This window comes from Streptomyces griseiscabiei (assembly GCF_020010925.1).
GTDB lineage: Bacteria > Actinomycetota > Actinomycetes > Streptomycetales > Streptomycetaceae > Streptomyces > Streptomyces griseiscabiei.
Window position 1 is genome coordinate 3,462,249 of the sequence record NZ_JAGJBZ010000001.1, and the last position, 19,642, is coordinate 3,481,890.

Genomic DNA, 19,642 nt, shown 5'->3' on the forward strand with positions numbered 1-19,642 from the left:
ATGGGCGCACTCGTGGCGGCCGCGGCGGGCGAGGACGGGATGCGCGCCCTGGTCCAGCGGCTGTTCGACGCACGGGACGACGGCCTGCCGTATCTGACGCATCGGCAGGAGACCGTCACCCGCGGGGAGTTACGGGAGCGGGTGGCGAAGCAGGCCGCCGTGTTCGCCGGGTACGCCATCGGGCCCGGCAGCACGGTCGGGCTCCAGACGCCGCCCAGTTTCACCCAGGTCGAGGTGCTGCTCGCGCTGTGGCGGCTGGGCGCGCAGGTGATGCTGTTCGACTTCCGGCTGAAGCCCGCCGAGGTGGACACGCTCTGCGCCGGCTGCCGGCCGCAGTTCATGGTCCGGGCCGGGTCCAACGTCCGGGCGGCGTTCGGTTTCCGGCCCGAGTACGAGGTCGCCACCGAGTGCCGCAGGGCCGGGCGGCCGGCCGCCGGCGGGCATCGGCTGGTCCAGTTCAGCTCGGGGTCCACCGGGCGGCCGAAGGTGATCGGCAGGACCCCGGAGTCGATCGCCGCCGAGGTCGAGTCGTTCGCGGCCGTGCCCGGGATGCCCGCCGAGGGCGACCGGCTGCTGCTGCTCAGCTCCACCGCGCACAGCTTCGGGCTGCTCGGCGGCCTGCTGCACGCGCTGGCCGCCGGGGTGTCCGTCGTCTTCGCGCCCCGCGTTTCCGCCCGCGACATCCTGCGGACCTCCGTCGACCACCGGATCACGCATCTGTTCGGGGTGCCGATGCACTTCGAGCTGCTCGGCGCCGCCCTCGACCCGCCCGGGCTGCCCGAGCTGCGGACCGCCGTGTCCGGCGGCGAGCTGATGCCGCCCGAGGTCGCCGCGCGGTTCGCCGAGCGGTACGGCGTGCCGGTCGGCGAGGCCTACGGCACCACCGAGACCGGCATCGTCGCCATCGACGCCGGCGGCACGCTCCGGCCCTCGGTCGGGCGGCCCGCGCCGGGGGTGCTGGTCCGGGAGCACAAGGGCGAACTGGACGTCGCGCTCGCCGAGTCGCCGTATCTCTTCGACTCCGGCGGCACCCAGTACGAGGACGGCTGGCTGCGTACCCGCGACCGGGCCGTGATCGGCGCGGACGGCGCGGTCACCGTGGGCGGCCGTGCCGACTCCCTCGTCGTCATCGGCGGCCTCAAGGTCGACCTCACCGAGGTCGAGCGGGTCCTGCGCGCGCACCCGGCCGTCGAACAGGCGGTCCTGGTCCACGAGGACGTCACCGAGGCCTACGTGGCGGTCGCCGCCGGGGCCGCGAGCCCGTCGCCGGAGGAGCTGCTGCGCTGGTGCCGGGAGCGGCTGGCCGACTACAAGCTGCCGCGCGTGATCCGGCTGCTGGAGGCCCTGCCCCGCACGTCCAACGGAAAGCTGGTCCGCCAGGCGGCGACGCTGCGCGAACGCTGCGCCGGGTGAGCGCCCGCGCGGTTCCGACGCGTCCCCGGAGGGACGCGGACATTCGCACCGGAATCTTCACTGGAGTCTGAATCATGAGCACGTCACTGCTGGAAGACGAGATCCGTGAGTTCGTCCTGACCACGGTCATCGACGAGATGAACATCCTGCTGAGCCGCGACGGCATCACGGACGGGAGTCCGGTGACCGTCGGCGGGCTGGAGCTGGACTCGCTGAGCCTGATCGAGCTGACGCTGCGGCTGGAGTCGCGGTTCGGCGTGGAGATCCCGGACACCGACATCGAGCCGCTGGCCTCGCTGACCCTCGGCGGGCTCGTCGCCGAGGTCGTCGGGCGCGGGGCGAAGGCATGAGCGCGGAGACCTCCGCTCCGGCCGTCATCACGACCGATCTCGTCCGGGAGCTGCTGGCCGACCGCAAGATCTTCCCCGGTGTGCCGGACGACCTCGCCGAGGACGCCGAGCTGGTACTGGACTCCCTGGGGCTGGTGTGGCTGCTGCATGTGGTGGAGGAGCGCTACGGGCTGGTGGTGGAGCCCGGCGACGAGGACATCGCGGGCCTGACCTCGCTGCGGCGGCTGACCGCGTTCCTGGGCGCGGCCGGGACGGACGCGGTGGACGGGGGTGACCGGGGTGACCGGTGAGGTGACGGTGACCGGGTTCGGGGTCCGCACCGCCTTCGGCACGGGCGCGGACGCCCTGCGGCGCGGGGTGTTCGCGGGCGTCCCCTCCTTCGCCCCCACCACCCGCTTCGACACCGGCCCGTACCGCACCCCGATGGCGGGCGCGGCCCCCGACGGCCCGGACGCGGTCGCGCACTGGGCCCTGCGCCCCGCCCTCGCGCGCTGCGGCGCGGAGGCCCTCGACATGGCGGGCCTGCCCCGGGGCGCCGAGGCGGCGGTCCTGCTGGGCATCGCGGGCGACTGCACGAGCATCACGCGGTACTGGCGGGAGGCGGCGGAGACGGGGACGGCGGCGGGGAGCCACGAGGACGGCGGCACCGCCCCGGGCGAAGACGCGCCCCGGCTCGCCGACGCCGTCCCCGCGTATCTCGCCGAGGCGCTCGCCGGGAGCCTCGGGCTGACCGGGCCCCGGCTCACGTTCACCAACGCCTGTGTGGCGTCCGCCGCCGCGATCATCCACGCCTGCCGGCTGATCTCGTCCGGACGGATCGACGTGGCGGTGTGTGCCGGCGGCTATCTCGTGGAGGAGGAGACGTTCGGGAAGTTCGACTCGGGGCGGGCGCTGTCGCGGGACGGCACGGTGCGGCCGTTCAGCGCCGACCGCACCGGGCTGCTGCTCGGTGACGGGGTCGCGGCGGTCGTGCTGGAGTCCGCCGAGCACGCGCGCCGGCGCGGGGCCCGGCCGCTGGCGGGCGTGACCGGCTGGGGCGCGGCGACGGACGCCCACCACATCGCCCAGCCCCACCCGGAGGGCGTCGGCCTGGCCCGCGCGGCCCGGCAGGCGCTCCGGCTGGCCGGGGACCCGGACGGCGCGGACCTCGGCTATGTCAACGCCCACGGGACCGGCACCAAGTACAACGACGGCGCCGAGACCCGGGGCCTGCGCGCGGCGCTCGCCGGGCGGGCGGAGTCGGTGCCGGTCAGCTCCACCAAGAGCACCACCGGCCATCTCCTGGAGGCGGCCGGTGTCGTGGAGTTCGTGATCACCGTGCTGGCCCTGATGGACGGCGTACTGCCGCCGACCGCCAACTTCACCCGGGCCGACCCGGAGTGCGATCTCGACTACGTGCCGAACCGGGCCCGGCAGGCCGACCTCCGCCGGGCCCTCACCATCAACGCCGCCTTCGGCGGTGCCAACACCGCACTCGTCCTGGAGCGGCCGTGACGACGACGAACGAAGGAGGCGGAACGGCCGCCGCCGTGAGCGGGCCGGCCGAGAAGGCACCCCTCCGCGCGCCCCTCGGCGTCCTCACCACCGCCACCGCCACCCACGGCACCGGGCGGGACGGCGACATCCCGCTGCCGCGGCTGCCCGGGTTCGTGGAGTCGGCGTTCAGTCCCCTGGTGTACGAGGTGGCCGCGCGGTGTCTGACCGAGCGGCCCGATGGGGGCACCTCCCGCTCGAGCGAAGCCGAGAGTGGGGGAGGGGACCGGACGGCCGTCGCGCTGGCGAGTCTGACGGGCGACACCACCACGGCCGATCTGGCGAGCCGCCGGGTGGTGGCGGGCCGGGTCCACAACCCGCTGCTGTTCATGCAGGCCACCGCCAACTCCGTGCTGGGGCACATCAGCCGGGAGTTCGGGATCACCGGTCAGATGTTCAGCCTTTCCACCCTGGACGACCCGGTGACCGAACTCCTGGCCATGGCCGGCCTCCTCCTGGAGGACCCGGAGCTGGACCAGGTCCTGGTGCTGGGCGTGGAACTGGGCGGCGGCGAGCGTGTGGCCGCCGTGCACCGGGAACTGGCCGCCGCGCGGCGGGACCCCGCCCCCGTACGCCCGGCCCCGGACCTCCCCGAGTCCGCCGCCCTCCCCGGGTCCGCCGCACTGGCGGCGGCCGTGCTGCTCGGCCGGCCGGGCCCCGGCGTACCCGTGACGATCGGCTCGACGGAGACGTACGACGGCGGCCGACCCGCGGCCTGCCCGCGCCCCGGCAGCGTCCAGGGCCTGTTCGACCTGGCCGCCGCCCATCGGCGGCTGCTGCGGGACGGCGGCACCCATGTCCTGGTCACCGACCCCCGGGCGCCCGCGTTCCGCCTCGACGCCGGGCGGCGCCCGGACGGACCCGAGGGGAACGGGCCCGCGGAAGACGAGCCCCAAGGAAGCGAGACGGAGACCCATGCTCATCAGTAGGCAGGAGCGGGCGCGGATCTGCTCCGACACCGAACTCGGCGCCGGCAACGTCCTGCACCGGCTGCGCGCGTACGAACGTCCGCTCGACGAAACGGTGCTGCGGACCGACGGCACCTGGCGCGCGCCGGACGGCAGCCGTCCCGAGGTACTGACACTCGGGCAGCTGTGCGAGATCGTCGAGACGTACGCGGGCTGGTACGCGGCCCACGGAGTGCGCCCCCGCGACCCGGTGGCCATCCACTCCTTCTCGGCCGCCGAGTTCGCGGTGAACTTCCTGGCGCTGACCTCGCTCGGCGCGATCCCGTCGTTCGTCAACGGCCATCTGTCCCCGGAGATCGCCCGGGAGTACGTGCGCCGCCAGGGCGCGGTGGGCGCGTTCACCGACGAGGCGCACCGCGAGGTGCTGGCGGGCGACGAGCTGGACCTCGGCTTCCGTACGACCGCCGACGCGATCCGTCCGGAGCACCGCGCCTCGCTCCCCGCGTCGTACCCGTACCGGCACGACCCGACCGACCCGGTGCTGATCTCCCACTCCTCCGGTACGACCGGTCTGCCCAAGGGGGTGCCGCACACCCACCGGACGCTGATGTACGCCCAGGTGCACCGGCTTCGGTTCTCCACCGGGGCCGACATGGAGCGCACGCTGGTGGGGCTGCCGGGCGCGCACAACGCGATGGTGGCGACGCTGCTGTACTGCCTGCTGCTGCGCACGGACATCATGCTGCTCTCCGGCCGGCGCGGCACGGACGTGCTGGACGCGATCGAGGAGTTCCGGCCGACGACCGTACTGGCGTTCGCCGGGACCTTCGGCGAGATGGCCGCGGCGGATCTGACGGCACGGGATCTCTCCAGCGTGCAGGTGTGGTTCAACACCGGGGACGCGGCGCACGAGGCGCACATCCGGGCGCTCGTGGAGCACGGGAGCCGGATCGAGATCCGCCGGGATCTGAGCCGGGTCCGCGTCGAGGGCTCGGTCTTCGTGGACGGGCTGGGCTCCTCGGAGGCGGGCTACTCGGTCTTCCACAACCGGCACACCAAGGACACCTCGGCCTACTCCCGCCGGGTCGGCAGACCGATCAGCTTCGCCGAGGCCGCGGTGCTGGCCGAGGACGGCACCCCGCTGCCGCCCGGGCGGATCGGCCGGCTGGGCCTCAAGTCGCCCACGCTCACGCCCGGTTACTGGAACGACTCGCTCACCTGGAACCGGATGCGGCTCGGCGGCTACTGGCTCACCGGCGACCTCGCCCACCAGGACGAGGAGGGCAACTTCTACCACCTGGACCGGGTCCCGGACGCCGTCCGCACCCGCGCGGGGATCGTCTTCAGCACCCGCACCGAGGAACTCCTGCTGGCCGCGCTGCCGGACCTCGCCGACTGCACGGTGGTCGGGGTCGCCCCCGACGGCGTCCGCGCGGACTGGGACGGCGACGGCGAGGCGGAGGCGTACGCGCTGCTCCAGCCGGTCGAGGAGGACGACGGCACCGGAGACACCGGCGACGACGTGTGGACCGCCCGCGTCAACTCCGTGCTGACGGAGGCCGGTTTCCCGCCCGTGTCCCGGGCCCTGCGGATGAAGCCCGACGACGTGGCCAAGGGGGCCACCGGCAAGGTTCTCAAACGAGTGATGCGCGACCGGTTCGCCGCCAAGGAGCGACAGGGATGACCACGAGCACCGACGGCGTCAACCACCGCGCCCGCGCGAGTGAGGCGTACCGGCTGTGGTGGCAGCACGATGCCAACTGGTACCAGGGCGTCGCCGCCCGGTTCGGGCAGGAGGCCGCGAACGAGATCAACGCGGAGGCGATGGGGAAGGTCGCCCGGCACGTCGGGCAGCGCGTCGCCCGGCTGTACGGGCCGCTCCCGGAGACCGGCGATCTCCGCAAGGACCTGGAGGAGCTGCGCCGCCGCTACGACGACTGCGGCGACCGGATGTTCCCGCCGGAGCTGCGCAACGCCTCCACCGAGGTCGAGGACGACGACGCGATCGTGCTGACGCTGAAACGGAACTTCGCGATCACCATGGTCCGGATGGCCGGTTCGCTGGAGGGCTACCGCTGCCCGTGCACCGCCGTCCACGCCGGCTGGTCGGAGGGTCTCGGGGTGACCCTCACGGAGAACCGCGCCGAGAGCTGTCTGCGGGACGGCGACCCGGCGTGCCGCCTGGTCATGCGGGTCGACCGGCCCACCGCCGACGGTTCGGAGGGCTGAGGCGTGCGGGTACTCGTCGCCGGGGCCACCGGAGTGGTCGGACATCCGCTGGTGGGCGCGCTGCGGGCGCGGGGCCACCGGGTGAGCGTGCTGGTACGGCCGGGCTCGCGGGCCCGCGCCCCCGAGGCGGACGAGGTGGTGGTCGCCGACGCCCTCGACCGTGACGCCGTGTCGGCGGCGGTGTCGGCCGCCCGGCCCGAGGTGGTCGTCCACCAGATGTCGGCGCTGCGACTGCTGCGGGACGACCCGCCGGCGGCCTTCGCCCTCACCACCCGGCTGCGCACCGAGGGCACCGCCCATCTGGTCGAGGCGGCACGAGCGGCCGGCGCACGCCGGCTGGTCGCCCAGTCCATCGCCTTCGCCGCGGCCCCGGCCGGGGAACCGGTCCTCGACGAGGACGCGCCCCTGTACACGGACGCCCCCGACCCCGGCTGGGCCTCGACCGTACGGGCCGTCGCCGAGCTGGAGCGGCAGGTCACCGGGAGCGGCCTGGAGGGCGTGGTGCTGCGCTACGGCACGCTCTACGGCCCCCGCACCGCGTACGCCCGGACCGGCGCCACCGCGCAGGCCGTGCTCGCCGGACGGCTGCCGCTGCCCGGCGGCGGGGCCGGGATCATGTCGTTCCTGCACATCGAGGACGCCGTGGGGGCGGCGGTGGCGGGCGTCGAGTCCGAGACCGCCGGGGTGTTCCACGCGACGGACGACGATCCGGCCCCGGCCGCGCAGTGGCTGCCGCACCTCGCCCGGACGCTCGCCGCGCCCTCCCCGCGCACGGTCCCCGCGGCCCTCGCGCCCCGTCTCCTCGGCTGGTTCATGGCCCACCAGCTCACCTCCGCGCACGGCGCCGCCAACCACCGGGCCCGCACGGCACTCGGCTGGAAGCCGGCCAGACCGAGCTGGCGCGACGGACTGGGCCAGGAATGACCGACGCCGACGACACCTCCGGGCCCGGGAGCACGACTCCGCCCGCCGGCGCCCTCACCGTCTGTGTGGTCGGTGCCGGTCCCCGGGGGCTCTCCGTGCTGGAGCGGATCAGTGCCAACGCCGGGGGGACCGTGCGGCCCGTCGAGGTGCACCTCGTGGACCCGTACCCGCCGGGCGCGGGCGCGGTCTGGCGGACGGACCAGCCGGGCGAACTGCTGATGAACACGGTCGCCTCCCAGGTGACCCTGTTCACCGACGCGAGCGTGGACTGCGCGGGGCCGACGGTGCCGGGCCCCAGCCTGTACGAGTGGGCGTGCGCGGTCCGTGACGGAGCCTTCGACCAGGACCTCCCGCCCCGGACCCTGGACGAGGCGCGACGGCTCGGCCCCGACACCTATCCGACCCGCGCGTTCCACGGCCACTACCTGGAGTGGGTCTTCCGCCACCTGTTACGTACGGCCCCCGCCCATGTCACCGTCCACACGCACCCGACCACCGCGGTCGCCCTCGGCGAGGAGACTCCGGACGGACCGCAGACGGTGACCCTGGCGGACGGCGAACGGCTGACCGGCGTGGACGTCGTGGTGCTGGCCCTCGGCCACGGCACCCTGACCCCGTCGCCGGAGGAACGCGCGCTGCGCTCCTTCGCCGACCGCCACGGCCTCACCTATGTGGCCCCCGCCAACCCGGCCGACACCGACCTGAGCGGCATCACCCCGGGCACCCCGGTCGCCCTGCGCGGCCTGGGCCTGAACTTCTTCGACTGCGTGGCCCTGCTCACCGAGGGCCGCGGCGGCACGTTCAAGGAGGGCCAGTCCGGTCTCGTCTATCTGCCGAGCGGCAACGAGCCCGTCCTGTACGCCGGTTCGCGGCGCGGCGTCCCGTACCACGCCCGGGGCGAGAACGAGAAGGGCGCCCTCGGCCGCCACGAGCCGCGCTTCCTCACCCCGGACGTCATCGCGGAGCTGCGGCGCCGGGTGGCCGACGGGCACCCCCTCGGGTTCCGCGACGCCCTGTGGCCCCTCGTCGACCGCGAGGTACGGACCGTCCACCACGAGGCCTGGATCCGAGCCGCCCGAGGACCGGAGGCGGCCGGGGAGTTCGTACGGTCGTGTCTCGCGGCCCCGGTGGACGAGGACGCGGAGGCGGCCCTGCTCGACCGGCACGGTGTCCCGGCGGACGAGCGATGGAACTGGGCGTGGATCGAACGCCCCTACGGCGAGCGGGTGTTCACCGGCCGTGCCGACTTCCGCCACTGGCTGCTGGACCATCTGCGCCGGGATGTCGCCGAGGCCCGCCTCGGCAATGTGAACGGCCCGCTGAAGGCCGCGCTGGACGCCCTGCGGGACCTCCGCAACGAGATCCGGCTCGTCGTCGACCACGGCGGGGTCTCCGGCGACTCGTACCGCGCCGAACTCGACGACTGGTACACCCCGTTGAACGCCTTCACCTCGATCGGCCCGCCCGCCTTCCGGATCGAGCAGCTGATCGCTCTGATCGAGGCGGACGTCCTGCATGTGCTGGGCCCGGGGATGCGGGTCCGCGCCTGGGCGCGGGGCGGTTCGGGCGGCTTTCTCGTGGATGCCGAACCGGTGGGCGAACCCCCGGTCCGGGTCGACGCTCTGATCGAGGCGCGGCTGCCCGCCGTCGCCCTGCGGCGCAGCGCCGACCCCCTGCTGCGGTCGCTGTTCCGGTCCGGCGCGTGCGCGCCGTACCGGCTCGGCGGCGACACGGGGTACGAGCCCGGCGGGCTGGCGGTGACCGGCGGCCCGCCCCGGCTGGTGGACGCCACGGGCCGGCCGCATCCGCGCCGGTACGCCTTCGGGGTGCCGGTGGAGGGGGTGCGCTGGGTGACGGCGGTCGGCATCAGGCCCGGCGTGGGCTCGGTGACGCTGGAGGACTCGGACGCGATCGCACGGGCGGCGCTGGGGCTCGCCCCGGTACCGGGCCGGACGGCAGACGGAGGGAGTGACGGAACGTGAACGCGATGTCCGTGGGCACCGACGCGGGCCTGCTCGCCCCCACCTGGGCCGGTACGCCCGTCGCGGCGGAGGTGACCGACGAGGCGTGGCTGCAGGCCATGCTGGACGCCGAGGTGGCGCTGGCCCGGGCCCAGCACGCGGTCGGCCTGGCACCGGCCGCCGCCGTGGAGACGATCGCCTCGGCGGCCCGGGTGGAACGGCTCGACCTGCCCGCCCTGGCCCGCGCCGCCCGGGCCGCCGCCAATCCGGTGGTCGCGCTGGTGACCGCCTTCACCGAGGTCGTCGCGGCGGAGGATCCGGCCGCCGCGGAGTATGTGCACCGGGGGTCCACGAGTCAGGACATCCTGGACTCGGCGGCGATGCTGATCGGCCGCCGGGTCCTCGGTCTGATCGAGGGGGACCTGTCACGGGTCGCCGCGGCCTTCGCCGCCCTGGCCGGCACCCATCGGCACACCGTCCTCGCCGGACGCACCCTGGCCCAGCACGCCGTGCCGACGACCTTCGGGCTGAAGGCGGCGGGCTGGCTGGAGCTGGCCGTCGACGCGACGGTGCGGGTACGGGCGGTGGCGTCCGGGCTTCCGGCGCAACTGGGCGGAGCGGGCGGGACGTTGGCCGCGTACCGGGAGTACGCGGTGGTGGATCGTGCGGGCCGCCCGGAGGCGGACGTCCACGGGGAGGGCGGTCTGGAACTCCTCGGCCCCTTCTCCGCCGCCCTCGGTCTCGCCGAGCCCACCCTCCCCTGGCACACCGTCCGTACACCCGTCGCCGAACTCGGGGCCGTGCTCCAGCTCGTCACCGGGGCGCTCGGGAAGTTCGCGCTGGATGTGGGGACGCTGTCCCGTACCGAGATCGGTGAGCTGTCCGAGCCGGCGGGGGCCGGGCGCGGTGCCTCCTCGGCCATGCCGCAGAAGGTGAACCCCGCGCTGGCCACGCTGATCGTGTCGGCCGCCCGGCAGGTCCCCGCGCACGCACTGGTCCTCGCGCAGTGTCTGCTCGCCGAGGACGAACGGCCCGCCGGGGCGTGGCACGCCGAGTGGCAGCCGCTGCGGGAGGCGTTGCGGCTGGCGGGCGGGGCCGCGCACACCGCCGTCGAGCTGGCGGAGGGCCTGGTCGTCCATCCGGGGCGTATGCGGGCCAATCTCGATCTGACCGGGGGTGCCATCGTCGCCGAACGGCTGGCCGTGGTCCTGGCCCCGGTGCTCGGCAAGGCCCGCGCGAAGAAGGTGCTGACCGCGGCGTCGGCCGCGGCGTCCGGCACCGGCCGGCCCCTGCGCGAGGTGCTGCTCGCCGACCCCGAGCTGTCCGCCCGGTTCACCTCCGACCGGCTGGCGGAACTGCTCGACCCGGTCCGCTACACGGGCGCGGCCGACGCCCTGATCGACCGCGCCCTGCACCGGTACGCGGACGTGCGCGACCACCACGAGACGACCGGCGGAGGAACCCTGTGAGCACCGTGAGCCGGACGACCGGGACCCCGGAGGTCGCTCCACCCACCCGCTCCTGGCCGGTCCTGCTGATCGTGGTCTGCGCGCAGATGCTGATCTGGCTGGACACCTCGATCCTCAATGTCGCCGTCACCACCCTCGCCGACCCGGTGGACGGCCTCGGCGCGACCCCCGGCGAACTGGAGTGGGTGGCGAGCGCCTACACCCTGGTCGTCGCCTGCACCCTCTTCGCGGGCGGCGCGCTCGCCGACCGGTTCGGCCCCCGGAAGACCCTGCTCGCCGGGCTCGCGCTGATCGGCGTGGCCTCCGGCGCGGGCGCCTTCGTGGACAGCCCGGCCTGGCTGATCGTGGCGCGGGCCTTCATGGGCGCGGGCAGCGGCCTGCTGATGCCGGCGACGCTGACGGTGATCGTGCAGAGCACCCCGGAGGAGAAACGCACCCGGGCGATCGCCGTCTGGAGCTCGTCGAGCGGTCTCGGCGTGGCCGTCGGCCCCGTCGCGGGCGGCGCGCTGCTCAGCCACTTCTGGTGGGGTTCGGTGTTCCTCGTCAACGTGCCCATCGTCGCCCTGTGTCTGCTGGCGGTCCTGGTGGTCGTGCCCGACCTGGGCGGTTCCCACCGCCGGGTGCTCGACCTGCCGGGCCTCGCCCTGTCGGTGATCGGCCTGGGCGGCGTGGTCTACGGCATCATCGAACTCGGCGGCGGCAGCGCCTGGTACGGCCCGCGTGTGCTCCTGCCCCTGGTCCTGGGCTGTGTCGTCCTGGCGGTCTTCGTCGCCGGTCAGCGCCGGTCGGCGACGCCCAGCCTGGATCTGCGGCTCTTCCGGCAGCCCGGTTTCACGGCGGGCAGCGTGGTCCTGCTGATCGCCTTCATGGCGCTGGCCGGTCACCTGTTCTACGCGGCCTTCTATCTCCAGGGTCCTCGCGGTCTCTCTCCCGCCGATGCCGGCACCGTGATGATCGCCGCCGCCGTCGGCATCGTCCTGGGCAGCCAGGCCTCCCCGGCGCTGAGCCGTCGGCTGTCGGCCCGCTGGACGGTCGCGTCCGGCGTCCTTGCCACCGCCGTCACCTACGTCGCCTACGCCTGGCTCGACGGGCACACCCCGCTGTGGATCGTGGCCGTACTGCTGTGGGTCCAGGGCTTCGGCATGGGCCTGGTCGGCACCCCGGTCACCGCCGTGATGATGCGCGGGGTGCCGCCGCAGCTCGCGGGCGCCGGGTCGGCCGTCAACAGTGTCACCCGGCAGGTCGGCGGCACCCTCGGCGTGGCGATGGCCGGCTCGGTCCTCTCCGCCGTCTACCGGGACCGGATGGCCGACGCCGAACTCCCCTCCCCCGCCCAGGGGTTGTCCCCGGCCGCCGAGGAGGAGGCCCGTACCTCCGCCGAGGCCGCCCGTTCCCTGGCCGACTCCCTGAACCTGCCCGAACTGACGACCGCGGCCGACCACGCCTTCCTCGACGCCATGCACACCGCCACACTCTCCGTCGCCGCCCTCGCCCTCATCGGCTCCGCCGTGGCCCTCCTGGGCCTGCGCACCCGTACCGCGTCCGAACACGGAAGCCCCTGACAACAGGAATCAGGACCTGGGCCTTTCAGGGGCACGGGACCTGGCCCTTTGAGGGACGCACTCCCGGGTCCTTCGGGCCGACAGGACCCGGCCTTTCGGAGGCGCAGTCCCCGGTCCTTCAGGCCGACAGGACCCGGCCTTTCGGAGGCGCGGGGCCTGGCCTGTCAGGCCCGCAGAACCTGGCCTGTCAGGCCCGCAGGGCCTGATCTTTCAGGGGCGCGGGGAACTGCGCGAGAAGCCCCACCGGGCCGCACCCGACAACGCACCTCACTCCCCTCCCCCCACGCCCATAGAGAGATCCCATGACACGACCCACCCCCCGCTCGGTCCTGATCACCGGCGGCAACAGAGGCCTAGGACTCGCCATGGCCCACCATTTCGCCGCCGCCGGAGACAGAGTCACCGTCACCTACCGCGGCACCGAACCCCCCACCACCGACCGCTTCCTCGCCGTACGGTGCGACGTGACCGACACCGACCAGGTCGACCAGGCCTTCAAGGAGGCCGAGACGGCCCACGGCCCGGTCACCGTCCTGGTCGCCAACGCGGGCGCCACACAGGACCGGCTGCTGGTGCGGATGACGGAGGAGGACTTCGCCTCGATCGTCGACACCAACCTCACCGGCGCCTTCCGGGTGGCCCGGCGCGCGGTGCGGGGCATGCTCCGCACGGGCCACGGCCGTATCGTCCTGGTCTCCTCCACGGCCGCCCTGCGCGGCGCCCCCGGCCAGACCAACTACGCGGCGGCCAAGGCCGGCCTCATCGGCTTCGCCCGCGCCCTCACCCAGGAACTCGGCCCCCGCGACATCACCTGCAACGTCGTCGCCCCCGGCCTCACCGAGACCGACATGAGCCGCGCCCTCACCCCGGAACAGCGCCGTGATCTGCTGCGCACCACCCCCGCCGGGCGCACGGGCACCCCCGAGGAGGTCGCCGACGCGGTGGCCTTCCTGGCCGGCGCCGGTTATGTGCGCGGCGCCGTGATCCCGGTCGACGGGGGCGCCGGGCTGGGCCACTGAGCCCGCACGAGGCCCGGGCCCGCCGGACCGCCCGGACCGGTGGGGAAGTGGACGTCGCGCGGCCGCCCGCTTCCCCACCCCTGCTCGCTCCCCCCTCGCGACCGCTACCGCCCGCGCAGCGTCCGGTACTTGGCGACCAGTGCCCTCGTGGACGCGTCGAGGCCCGCCACCTCGGCTCCCTCGGTCAGCGCGGGCTCGACACGCTTGGCGAGGACCTTGCCCAGTTCGACGCCCCACTGGTCGAAGGAGTCGATGTTCCAGACGGCGCCCTGGACGAACACCTTGTGCTCGTACAGCGCGATCAGCTGGCCGAGGACCGAGGGGGTCAGCTCCTTCGCCAGGATCGTGGTCGTCGGGTGGTTCCCCTGGAACGTCTTGTGCGGCACCAGCTCCTCCGCGACGCCCTCGGCCCGTACCTCGTCGGGCGTCTTGCCGAAGGCCAGCGCCTGGGTCTGGGCGAAGAAGTTGGCCATCAGCAGGTCGTGCTGGGCCTTCAGCGTGTCGCTCAGCTCGGCGACCGGCTCGGCGAAGCCGATGAAGTCCGCCGGGATCAGCTTGGTGCCCTGGTGGATCAACTGGTAGTACGCGTGCTGGCCGTTCGTCCCCGGCGTGCCCCACACCACCGGCCCGGTCTGCCACTCCACCGGCACCCCGTCCCGGCCCACGTACTTGCCGTTGGACTCCATGTCCAACTGCTGCAGGTAGGCCGTGAACTTGGACAGGTAGTGGCTGTACGGCAGCACCGCGTGGGACTGCGCGTCGTGGAAGTTGCCGTACCAGATGCCCAACAGGCCGAGTAGCAGCGGCACGTTGGACTCGGCGGGCGCGGTGCGGAAGTGCTCGTCGACCAGGTGGAACCCGTCGAGCATCTCCCGGAAGCGGTCCGGCCCGATCGCGATCATCAGGGACAGACCGATCGCCGAGTCGTAGGAGTACCGTCCGCCGACCCAGTCCCAGAACTCGAACATGTTGGCCGTGTCGATGCCGAAGTCCGACACCTTCTGGGCGTTCGTCGACAGCGCCACGAAGTGCTTGGCGACGGCCTCGGGGCCGGCCTTCAGTTCGGTGAGCAGCCAGTCGCGCGCGGAGGTCGCGTTGGTGATCGTCTCGATCGTGGTGAACGTCTTGGAGGCGATGATGAAGAGCGTCTCCGCCGCGTCCAGGTCACGGACCGCCTCGTGCAGGTCGGCCCCGTCCACGTTGGACACGAAACGGACCGTCAGATCGCGGTCGGTGAAGGAGCGCAGTACCTCGTAGGCCATCGCCGGGCCCAGGTCGGAGCCACCGATACCGATGTTGACGACGTTCTTGATGCGGCGGCCGGTGTGCCCGGTCCACTCTCCGGAGCGGATGCGCTCGGCGAAGGCGGCCATCTTGTCGAGGACGGCGTGCACCGCCGGCACCACGTTCTCGCCGTCGACCTCGATCACCGCGCCGCGCGGGGCGCGCAGCGCGGTGTGCAGGACGGCGCGGTCCTCGGTGGTGTTGATCTTCTCACCGCGGAACATGGCGTCCCGCAGCCCGAACACGTCGGTGGCGGCGGCCAGCTCGCGCAGCAGCCGCAGCGTCTCGTCGGTGACCAGATGCTTGGAGTAGTCGACGTGCAGATCGCCGACCTCCAGTGTGTAGCCGGCGCCGCGCTCCGGGTCGGCCGCGAACAGCTCGCGCAGCTGTACCTCGCCCTGCTCCTCCCGGTGCTCGGCCAGCGCGGTCCACTCGGGCGTCTGGTTGAGCCGGGTACGGCTTTCTGCGTTCATCTCGGACTTCAGCCTTCTTTCCTACCTGGTCCTGCGTGCGTACCTTGCCCCGCTGCCGTTCCAACCTAATTGATCACGACGGAACACGAGCTGTCGTCCCCTGGTCGTCCGGCTCAACAACACATACGTCCGATGTGAGCCCGGGTATCAGCGCGGCGACGGACAGGACGAAGAAGGCGGCGGCGAGCAGTGCGGGTGTGTTCAGTCCCCAGGTCGTGGCGGCGGCCCCGCCGAGCAGCGCGCCCAGCGGCGCCCCGGCCACCCCGAGGGTCCGGAAGGCGGCGGAGACCCTGCCGAGCAGGTCGGCGGGGGTGCGCTGCTGCATCAGGGTCGTGGTGTTGACGTTCCACACCATGCCCATGGCCCCGAACACGGCGAGGCTCACCATGAGGACCGCCAGACTGCGGACCGAGCCCATCGCGACCAGCGCCCCGGTCTGCACCCCGCCCGCCAGCAGCACGGCCCGCACCCGCCCGACGCGGGCCACCAGCCGTCCGTTCGCCGCTCCCCCGGCGAGGCCGCCCACCGTGTAGGCGATCGTCGCCGCCGCGAATCCGGCGCTGCCCGCGTCCAGCCAGTCGGTGACCAGCAGCACCAGGGTGGCGATGAGGGCGCCCATGCCGATGTTGCAGAGCGTGGTGGCGGCGCACAGTCCGCGCAGGGCTCTGTCCCGCCACAGGGTCCGCAGTCCGGCGGCGATCTCGGTGCGCAGTGCGCCGCTTTCTGGCCGTGGCGCCCCCTCGGGCGGGGCGGTGCGCAGTGAGGCGACGAGGGCTGCGGCGACCAGGTAGGTCAGTGCGTCGGCGGCGAAGGGGACGGCCGCTCCGGCGGCCAGCAGCAACGGCACGAGCGGCGCGGCCACCAGCCCGCCCGCGATCCGTTGCCCGGTCATCAGCCGGGTGTTGGCGCTGCCGAGTGCCTCCCGGCCCACCACCGCCGGCAGCAGCGCCGTGGCCGCGTTGTCGAACAGGGTCTGGAGGGTGGTGAGGGCGAAGGCCAGGGCGATCAGCAGGGCGATCGAGGCCCGGTCGAGGCTCACGGCCACCGCGAAGCCCGCCACCAGGCCGCCCCGTACCACGTCCACGATCCACATGGCCCGCCGTCGGTCCACCCGGTCGGCGACGGCCCCGCCGAGCAGTCCGAACACGAGCCAGGGCAGATAGCCGCAGGCCGCGACGGAGGCGACGAGCAGCGGTTCGTCGGTCAGGGTCACCGCGAGCAGGGGCAGCGCGGCCGTACGCAGCGCGTCGCCGAAACTGGAGAGCACAGCCGCGCTCCACAGCCGTAGGAAGGCGCCGCGGTACGCGGCCGTGGCCTCCTGAACCACCCCCGTCACGTGTCCCCCTCACGCTCACGATCCGTCGACCCGTCGACACACGAGTCGATGCGCAAACCGTAGAGGGCACCACTGACAATGGGCCTGACCAGGGAGAACACGGGCAGCACGCGCCGGACGGCGAGCGAGGCGCCCAGACACCTCCGGCCGGGCACCCTCGGTGCCCGGCCGGTGTCGACTTCTAGATCTCGCCCCGGAGTTTGGCGAGCGCCTCGGCGAGGATCGCCTCACCGTCCGCGTCGCTGCGTCGCTCCCGCACATAGGCGAGGTGCGTCTTGTAGGGCTCGGTGCGGGGTGGGGCCGGGGGGTTGTCCCGGTCCTGTCCGGCCGGGAAGCCGCAACGCGGGCAGTCCCAGGTGTCGGGGACCTGTGCGTCGCTGGCGAAGCTCGGCTGGGTCTCGTGTCCGTTGGAGCACCAGAAGGAGATGCGCAGCCGGGGTGCGGACTCGCCGCGCTCGGCTTCGCCCATCGGCCCCGCCCCGACCCGGCTTCCTCGGATCGCGTTGCCACTTGCCACGGTCGTAACTCCCTGCGTGATGGTGCGGCGAAGCGAGTCGGCGTTTCGCTTCGCTGCGAGCGCCTCAGTCTACGTAAGGCCCAACGCGCGTCCAGTGATTGGAGTTACATCCCGCCCACAGACGCAAGCCCCATGATAGGCCGCGTTCGAAGTCGCGTACCCAGCATGGGGCTTTACGTGCGGATTGGTGCGTCCGTGACGCGTTGTCCCACCGGTGTCGGTCCGAGGGTCAGTTGTTGACCTTCATCAGGATGCCGAGGACGACAATGCACGCGAACCACATCAGACCGACCACCACGGTGATCCGGTCGAGGTTGCGCTCGGCGACCGAGGAGCCGCCGACGGAGGACTGCATACCACCACCGAACATGTCGGAGAGGCCGCCGCCCTTGCCCTTGTGCATCAGCACCAGCAGCATCATCAGCAGGCTGAAGACGATCAGGGCGATCGAGAACCCCATAACCACGGCTGGACCAACTTCCTCGGATTCTGATGGACTGCGGGGACCGGCCGCGTGGCCGGTCCCCGCAAGAGTACGACGTTACGCCGCTAGGGCCTACTCACCGGTGCCACTCACTGATCGCGGAAGCGCACGATCTTGACGAACTCGTCGGCGTCCAGCGAGGCTCCGCCGACGAGGGCGCCGTCGATGTCGGCCTGCGCCATGATCTCGGCGACGTTGCCGGCCTTGACGGAGCCGCCGTACTGGATGCGGACCTTGTCGGCCAGTTCCTCGCCGTACAGCTCGGTGAGCTTGCCGCGGATGGCCGCGCACACCTCCTGGGCGTCCTCGGCGCCGCAGACCTTGCCGGTGCCGATGGCCCAGACGGGCTCGTAGGCGACGACGACGGTCTCGGCGTGCTCGGCGGGGACGTCCTTGAGGCCGCCCTCGACCTGGGCGAGCGTGTGGGAGACGTGGTTGCCCGCCTCGCGGACCTCCAGCTCCTCGCCGACGCACAGGATGGGGGTGAGGCCGTGCTTGTAGGCGGCCTTGACCTTGGCGTTGACGATCTCGTCGGTCTCGTCGTGGTACTGGCGGCGCTCGGAGTGGCCGATCGCCACGAACGTGCACTTGAGCTTGGCCAGCATCGGGCCGGAGATCTCGCCGGTGTAGGCGCCCGAGTCGTGGGCCGAGAGGTCCTGGGCGCCGTACTTGATCTTGAGCTTGTCGCCGTCGACCAGGGTCTGGACCGAGCGCAGGTCGGTGAAGGGCGGCAGGACCGCGACCTCACAGGCCTCGTAGTCCTTGTCGGCGAGGGCGAAGGCGAGCTTCTGGACGTGCGCGATGGCCTCGAGGTGGTTGAGGTTCATCTTCCAGTTGCCCGCCATCAGGGGCGTACGCGTGCTCATTGAGGGTCAGTCCTCCAGTGCGGCGAGGCCGGGGAGCGTCTTGCCCTCGAGGTATTCGAGGGAGGCGCCGCCACCGGTCGAGATGTGGCCGAATGCGTTCTCGTCGAAGCCCAGGATCCGCACGGCCGCGGCGGAGTCGCCGCCGCCGACGACCGTGAAGGCCTTGGAGTCGAGGAGGGCCTGGGCGACCGCCTTGGTGCCCTCGGCGAAATCGGGGTGTTCGAAGACGCCCATGGGGCCGTTCCAGAAGACGGTGGCGGCGTCGGCGATCTTCGAGGCGTACAGCGTGGCGGACTCCGGGCCGATGTCCAGGCCCATCTGTCCGGCCGGCATGGCGTCCGCGGCGACCGCGGTGGCGCCGGCCGGAGCCTTGGTCTTCAGGTCGGGGAAGGCGGGCGCGACGACGGCGTCCACGGGCAGGACGATCTCGACGCCGGTCCGCTCCGCGCGCTCCAGGTACTCGGTGACCGCGCCGAACTGGTCCTCCTGGAGGAGGGAGCCACCGACCTCGTACCCCTTGGCCTTGAGGAAGGTGTACGCCATGCCGCCGCCGATGAGGATGCGGTCGGCCTTGCCGAGCAGCTGGTCGATGACGGCGAGCTTGTCGGAGACCTTGGCGCCGCCGAGCGCGACCACGTAGGGGCGCTGGACGTCGTCGGTGAGCCGCTTCAGGACGCCGACCTCGGTGGCGATGAGGTGTCCGGCGTAGTGCGGCAGCCGGGCCGGGAGGTCGAGGACCGAGGCGTGCCCCCGGTGCACGGCGCCGAAGCCGTCGCCGACGTAGACGTCGGCGAGGGCGGCCAGTTGATCGGCGAAGGCGCCGCGCTCGGCGTCGTCCTTGCTGGTCTCACCGGCGTTGAAGCGCAGGTTCTCCACGACGGCGACCTGCCCGTCGGACAGGCCCGCGACCGTGGCGGTGGCGGACTCGCCGACGGTGTCCGTCGCGAACGCCACGTCGGCGCCGAGGAGTTCACCGAGGCGCGCGGCTGCCGGGGCGAGGGAGAAGGCCGGGTCCGGGGCGCCCTTGGGGCGGCCCAGGTGGGAGGCGACGACGACGCGCGCGCCCGCCTCCGCCAGCGCCCTGACGGTGGGCAGCACGGCGCGGATGCGGCCGTCGTCGGTGATGGTGGTGCCGTCCAGCGGCACATTGAGGTCGGCGCGGACGAAGACCCGCTTGCCGGTGACGGGCTCGGCGAGGAGTTCGTCGATCGTCTTCATGAAGGAGGGCTCCCGAGGAGGACTTGTGGTGCTCGTGATCGTAGGAGGGCCTTTTCTCACGTGCGTCAGGGCCCGGGCGGCGCGTCCCTGCGCCGC

At 73.1% G+C, this 19,642-nt stretch carries 18 protein-coding genes; 12 read left to right on the plus strand and 6 right to left on the minus strand.

Annotation, left to right across the window (positions count from 1 at the left end; translation table 11 throughout):
* The 12 genes from J8M51_RS15115 (at position 1) to fabG (ending at position 13,368) form a co-directional block, all read left to right on the plus strand.
* On the plus strand, positions 1-1,413 hold the full coding sequence (locus tag J8M51_RS15115) for a class I adenylate-forming enzyme family protein (RefSeq protein ID WP_086761223.1): 1,413 nt from the start codon (positions 1-3) through the stop codon (positions 1,411-1,413).
* A gap of 74 nt (positions 1,414-1,487) precedes the next feature.
* Positions 1,488-1,763: an acyl carrier protein gene (locus J8M51_RS15120; protein ID WP_086761221.1), complete on the plus strand. Its 276-nt coding sequence runs from the start codon at positions 1,488-1,490 to the stop codon at positions 1,761-1,763.
* Positions 1,760-2,053 (plus strand): hypothetical protein, encoded by a 294-nt coding sequence (locus J8M51_RS15125; RefSeq protein ID WP_086761219.1) that lies wholly within the window; start codon positions 1,760-1,762, stop codon positions 2,051-2,053. The genes J8M51_RS15120 and J8M51_RS15125 overlap by 4 nt, the downstream gene beginning before the upstream one ends.
* A complete protein-coding gene (locus J8M51_RS15130) occupies positions 2,043-3,257 on the plus strand; it encodes a beta-ketoacyl-[acyl-carrier-protein] synthase family protein (protein WP_086761227.1) in 1,215 nt (404 codons plus the stop codon). Before J8M51_RS15125 ends, J8M51_RS15130 begins: the two co-directional genes overlap by 11 nt.
* Positions 3,254-4,225: a hypothetical protein gene (locus J8M51_RS15135; protein WP_267299212.1), complete on the plus strand. Its 972-nt coding sequence runs from the start codon at positions 3,254-3,256 to the stop codon at positions 4,223-4,225. Before J8M51_RS15130 ends, J8M51_RS15135 begins: the two co-directional genes overlap by 4 nt.
* Entirely contained in the window at positions 4,212-5,888 is a 1,677-nt protein-coding gene (locus J8M51_RS15140; RefSeq protein WP_267299213.1) for a class I adenylate-forming enzyme family protein, read from the plus strand. The genes J8M51_RS15135 and J8M51_RS15140 overlap by 14 nt, the downstream gene beginning before the upstream one ends.
* On the plus strand, positions 5,885-6,433 hold the full coding sequence (locus J8M51_RS15145) for a GAT domain-containing protein (RefSeq protein ID WP_086753860.1): 549 nt from the start codon (positions 5,885-5,887) through the stop codon (positions 6,431-6,433). Before J8M51_RS15140 ends, J8M51_RS15145 begins: the two co-directional genes overlap by 4 nt.
* A 3-nt stretch (positions 6,434-6,436) precedes the next feature.
* Positions 6,437-7,357 (plus strand): NAD-dependent epimerase/dehydratase family protein, encoded by a 921-nt coding sequence (locus J8M51_RS15150; protein ID WP_086753858.1) that lies wholly within the window; start codon positions 6,437-6,439, stop codon positions 7,355-7,357.
* Entirely contained in the window at positions 7,354-9,339 is a 1,986-nt protein-coding gene (locus tag J8M51_RS15155; protein ID WP_086753856.1) for an FAD/NAD(P)-binding protein, read from the plus strand. The genes J8M51_RS15150 and J8M51_RS15155 overlap by 4 nt, the downstream gene beginning before the upstream one ends.
* Before the next feature lie 5 nt (positions 9,340-9,344).
* The gene (locus J8M51_RS15160; protein ID WP_086753864.1) at positions 9,345-10,787 is read left to right on the plus strand and encodes a class-II fumarase/aspartase family protein; all 1,443 of its coding nucleotides are present in this window, start codon (positions 9,345-9,347) and stop codon (positions 10,785-10,787) included.
* Complete coding sequence (locus J8M51_RS15165; RefSeq protein WP_086753854.1) at positions 10,784-12,349, plus strand: MFS transporter; 1,566 nt, start codon at positions 10,784-10,786, stop codon at positions 12,347-12,349. Before J8M51_RS15160 ends, J8M51_RS15165 begins: the two co-directional genes overlap by 4 nt.
* 302 nt (positions 12,350-12,651) lie before the next feature.
* On the plus strand, positions 12,652-13,368 hold the full coding sequence (gene fabG, locus J8M51_RS15170; protein ID WP_086753852.1) for a 3-oxoacyl-ACP reductase FabG: 717 nt from the start codon (positions 12,652-12,654) through the stop codon (positions 13,366-13,368).
* 104 nt (positions 13,369-13,472) lie between these two features.
* Here fabG and pgi read toward each other — a convergent pair whose 3' ends face one another.
* The 6 genes from pgi to J8M51_RS15200 all read right to left on the minus strand — a co-directional run bounded on the left by pgi (position 13,473) and on the right by J8M51_RS15200 (position 19,546).
* Positions 13,473-15,125: a glucose-6-phosphate isomerase gene (gene pgi / locus J8M51_RS15175; protein ID WP_086753850.1), complete on the minus strand. Its 1,653-nt coding sequence runs from the start codon at positions 15,123-15,125 to the stop codon at positions 13,473-13,475.
* A gap of 73 nt (positions 15,126-15,198) precedes the next feature.
* Entirely contained in the window at positions 15,199-16,461 is a 1,263-nt protein-coding gene (locus tag J8M51_RS15180) for an MFS transporter (RefSeq protein WP_267299214.1), read from the minus strand.
* A gap of 181 nt (positions 16,462-16,642) precedes the next feature.
* Positions 16,643-16,978 carry an RNA polymerase-binding protein RbpA gene (locus J8M51_RS15185; RefSeq protein ID WP_010352468.1) on the minus strand — a complete coding sequence of 112 codons (336 nt, stop codon included), beginning with the start codon at positions 16,976-16,978 and terminating at the stop codon, positions 16,643-16,645.
* Positions 16,979-17,207: 229 nt separating this feature from the next.
* Complete coding sequence (gene secG / locus J8M51_RS15190; protein WP_086757824.1) at positions 17,208-17,438, minus strand: preprotein translocase subunit SecG; 231 nt, start codon at positions 17,436-17,438, stop codon at positions 17,208-17,210.
* A 113-nt stretch (positions 17,439-17,551) separates the two neighbouring features.
* The gene (tpiA, locus tag J8M51_RS15195; RefSeq protein WP_086757825.1) at positions 17,552-18,328 is read right to left on the minus strand and encodes a triose-phosphate isomerase; all 777 of its coding nucleotides are present in this window, start codon (positions 18,326-18,328) and stop codon (positions 17,552-17,554) included.
* Between the two features lie 6 nt (positions 18,329-18,334).
* Positions 18,335-19,546: a phosphoglycerate kinase gene (locus J8M51_RS15200; protein ID WP_086757827.1), complete on the minus strand. Its 1,212-nt coding sequence runs from the start codon at positions 19,544-19,546 to the stop codon at positions 18,335-18,337.
* Positions 19,547-19,642: the final 96 nt, after the last annotated feature.

Coding starts and splice junctions, on each gene's coding strand:
- J8M51_RS15140 (WP_267299213.1), top strand. CDS start 4,212: ATGCTCATCAGTAGGCAGGAGCGGGCGCGGATCTGCTCCGACACCGAA.
- J8M51_RS15155 (WP_086753856.1), top strand. CDS start 7,354: ATGACCGACGCCGACGACACCTCCGGGCCCGGGAGCACGACTCCGCCC.
- J8M51_RS15160 (WP_086753864.1), top strand. CDS start 9,345: ATGTCCGTGGGCACCGACGCGGGCCTGCTCGCCCCCACCTGGGCCGGT.
- tpiA (WP_086757825.1), bottom strand. CDS start 18,328: ATGAGCACGCGTACGCCCCTGATGGCGGGCAACTGGAAGATGAACCTC.
- J8M51_RS15125 (WP_086761219.1), top strand. CDS start 1,760: ATGAGCGCGGAGACCTCCGCTCCGGCCGTCATCACGACCGATCTCGTC.
- secG (WP_086757824.1), bottom strand. CDS start 17,438: ATGGGGTTCTCGATCGCCCTGATCGTCTTCAGCCTGCTGATGATGCTG.
- pgi (WP_086753850.1), bottom strand. CDS start 15,125: ATGAACGCAGAAAGCCGTACCCGGCTCAACCAGACGCCCGAGTGGACC.
- J8M51_RS15200 (WP_086757827.1), bottom strand. CDS start 19,546: ATGAAGACGATCGACGAACTCCTCGCCGAGCCCGTCACCGGCAAGCGG.
- J8M51_RS15115 (WP_086761223.1), top strand. CDS start 1: ATGGGCGCACTCGTGGCGGCCGCGGCGGGCGAGGACGGGATGCGCGCC.
- J8M51_RS15145 (WP_086753860.1), top strand. CDS start 5,885: ATGACCACGAGCACCGACGGCGTCAACCACCGCGCCCGCGCGAGTGAG.
- fabG (WP_086753852.1), top strand. CDS start 12,652: ATGACACGACCCACCCCCCGCTCGGTCCTGATCACCGGCGGCAACAGA.
- J8M51_RS15120 (WP_086761221.1), top strand. CDS start 1,488: ATGAGCACGTCACTGCTGGAAGACGAGATCCGTGAGTTCGTCCTGACC.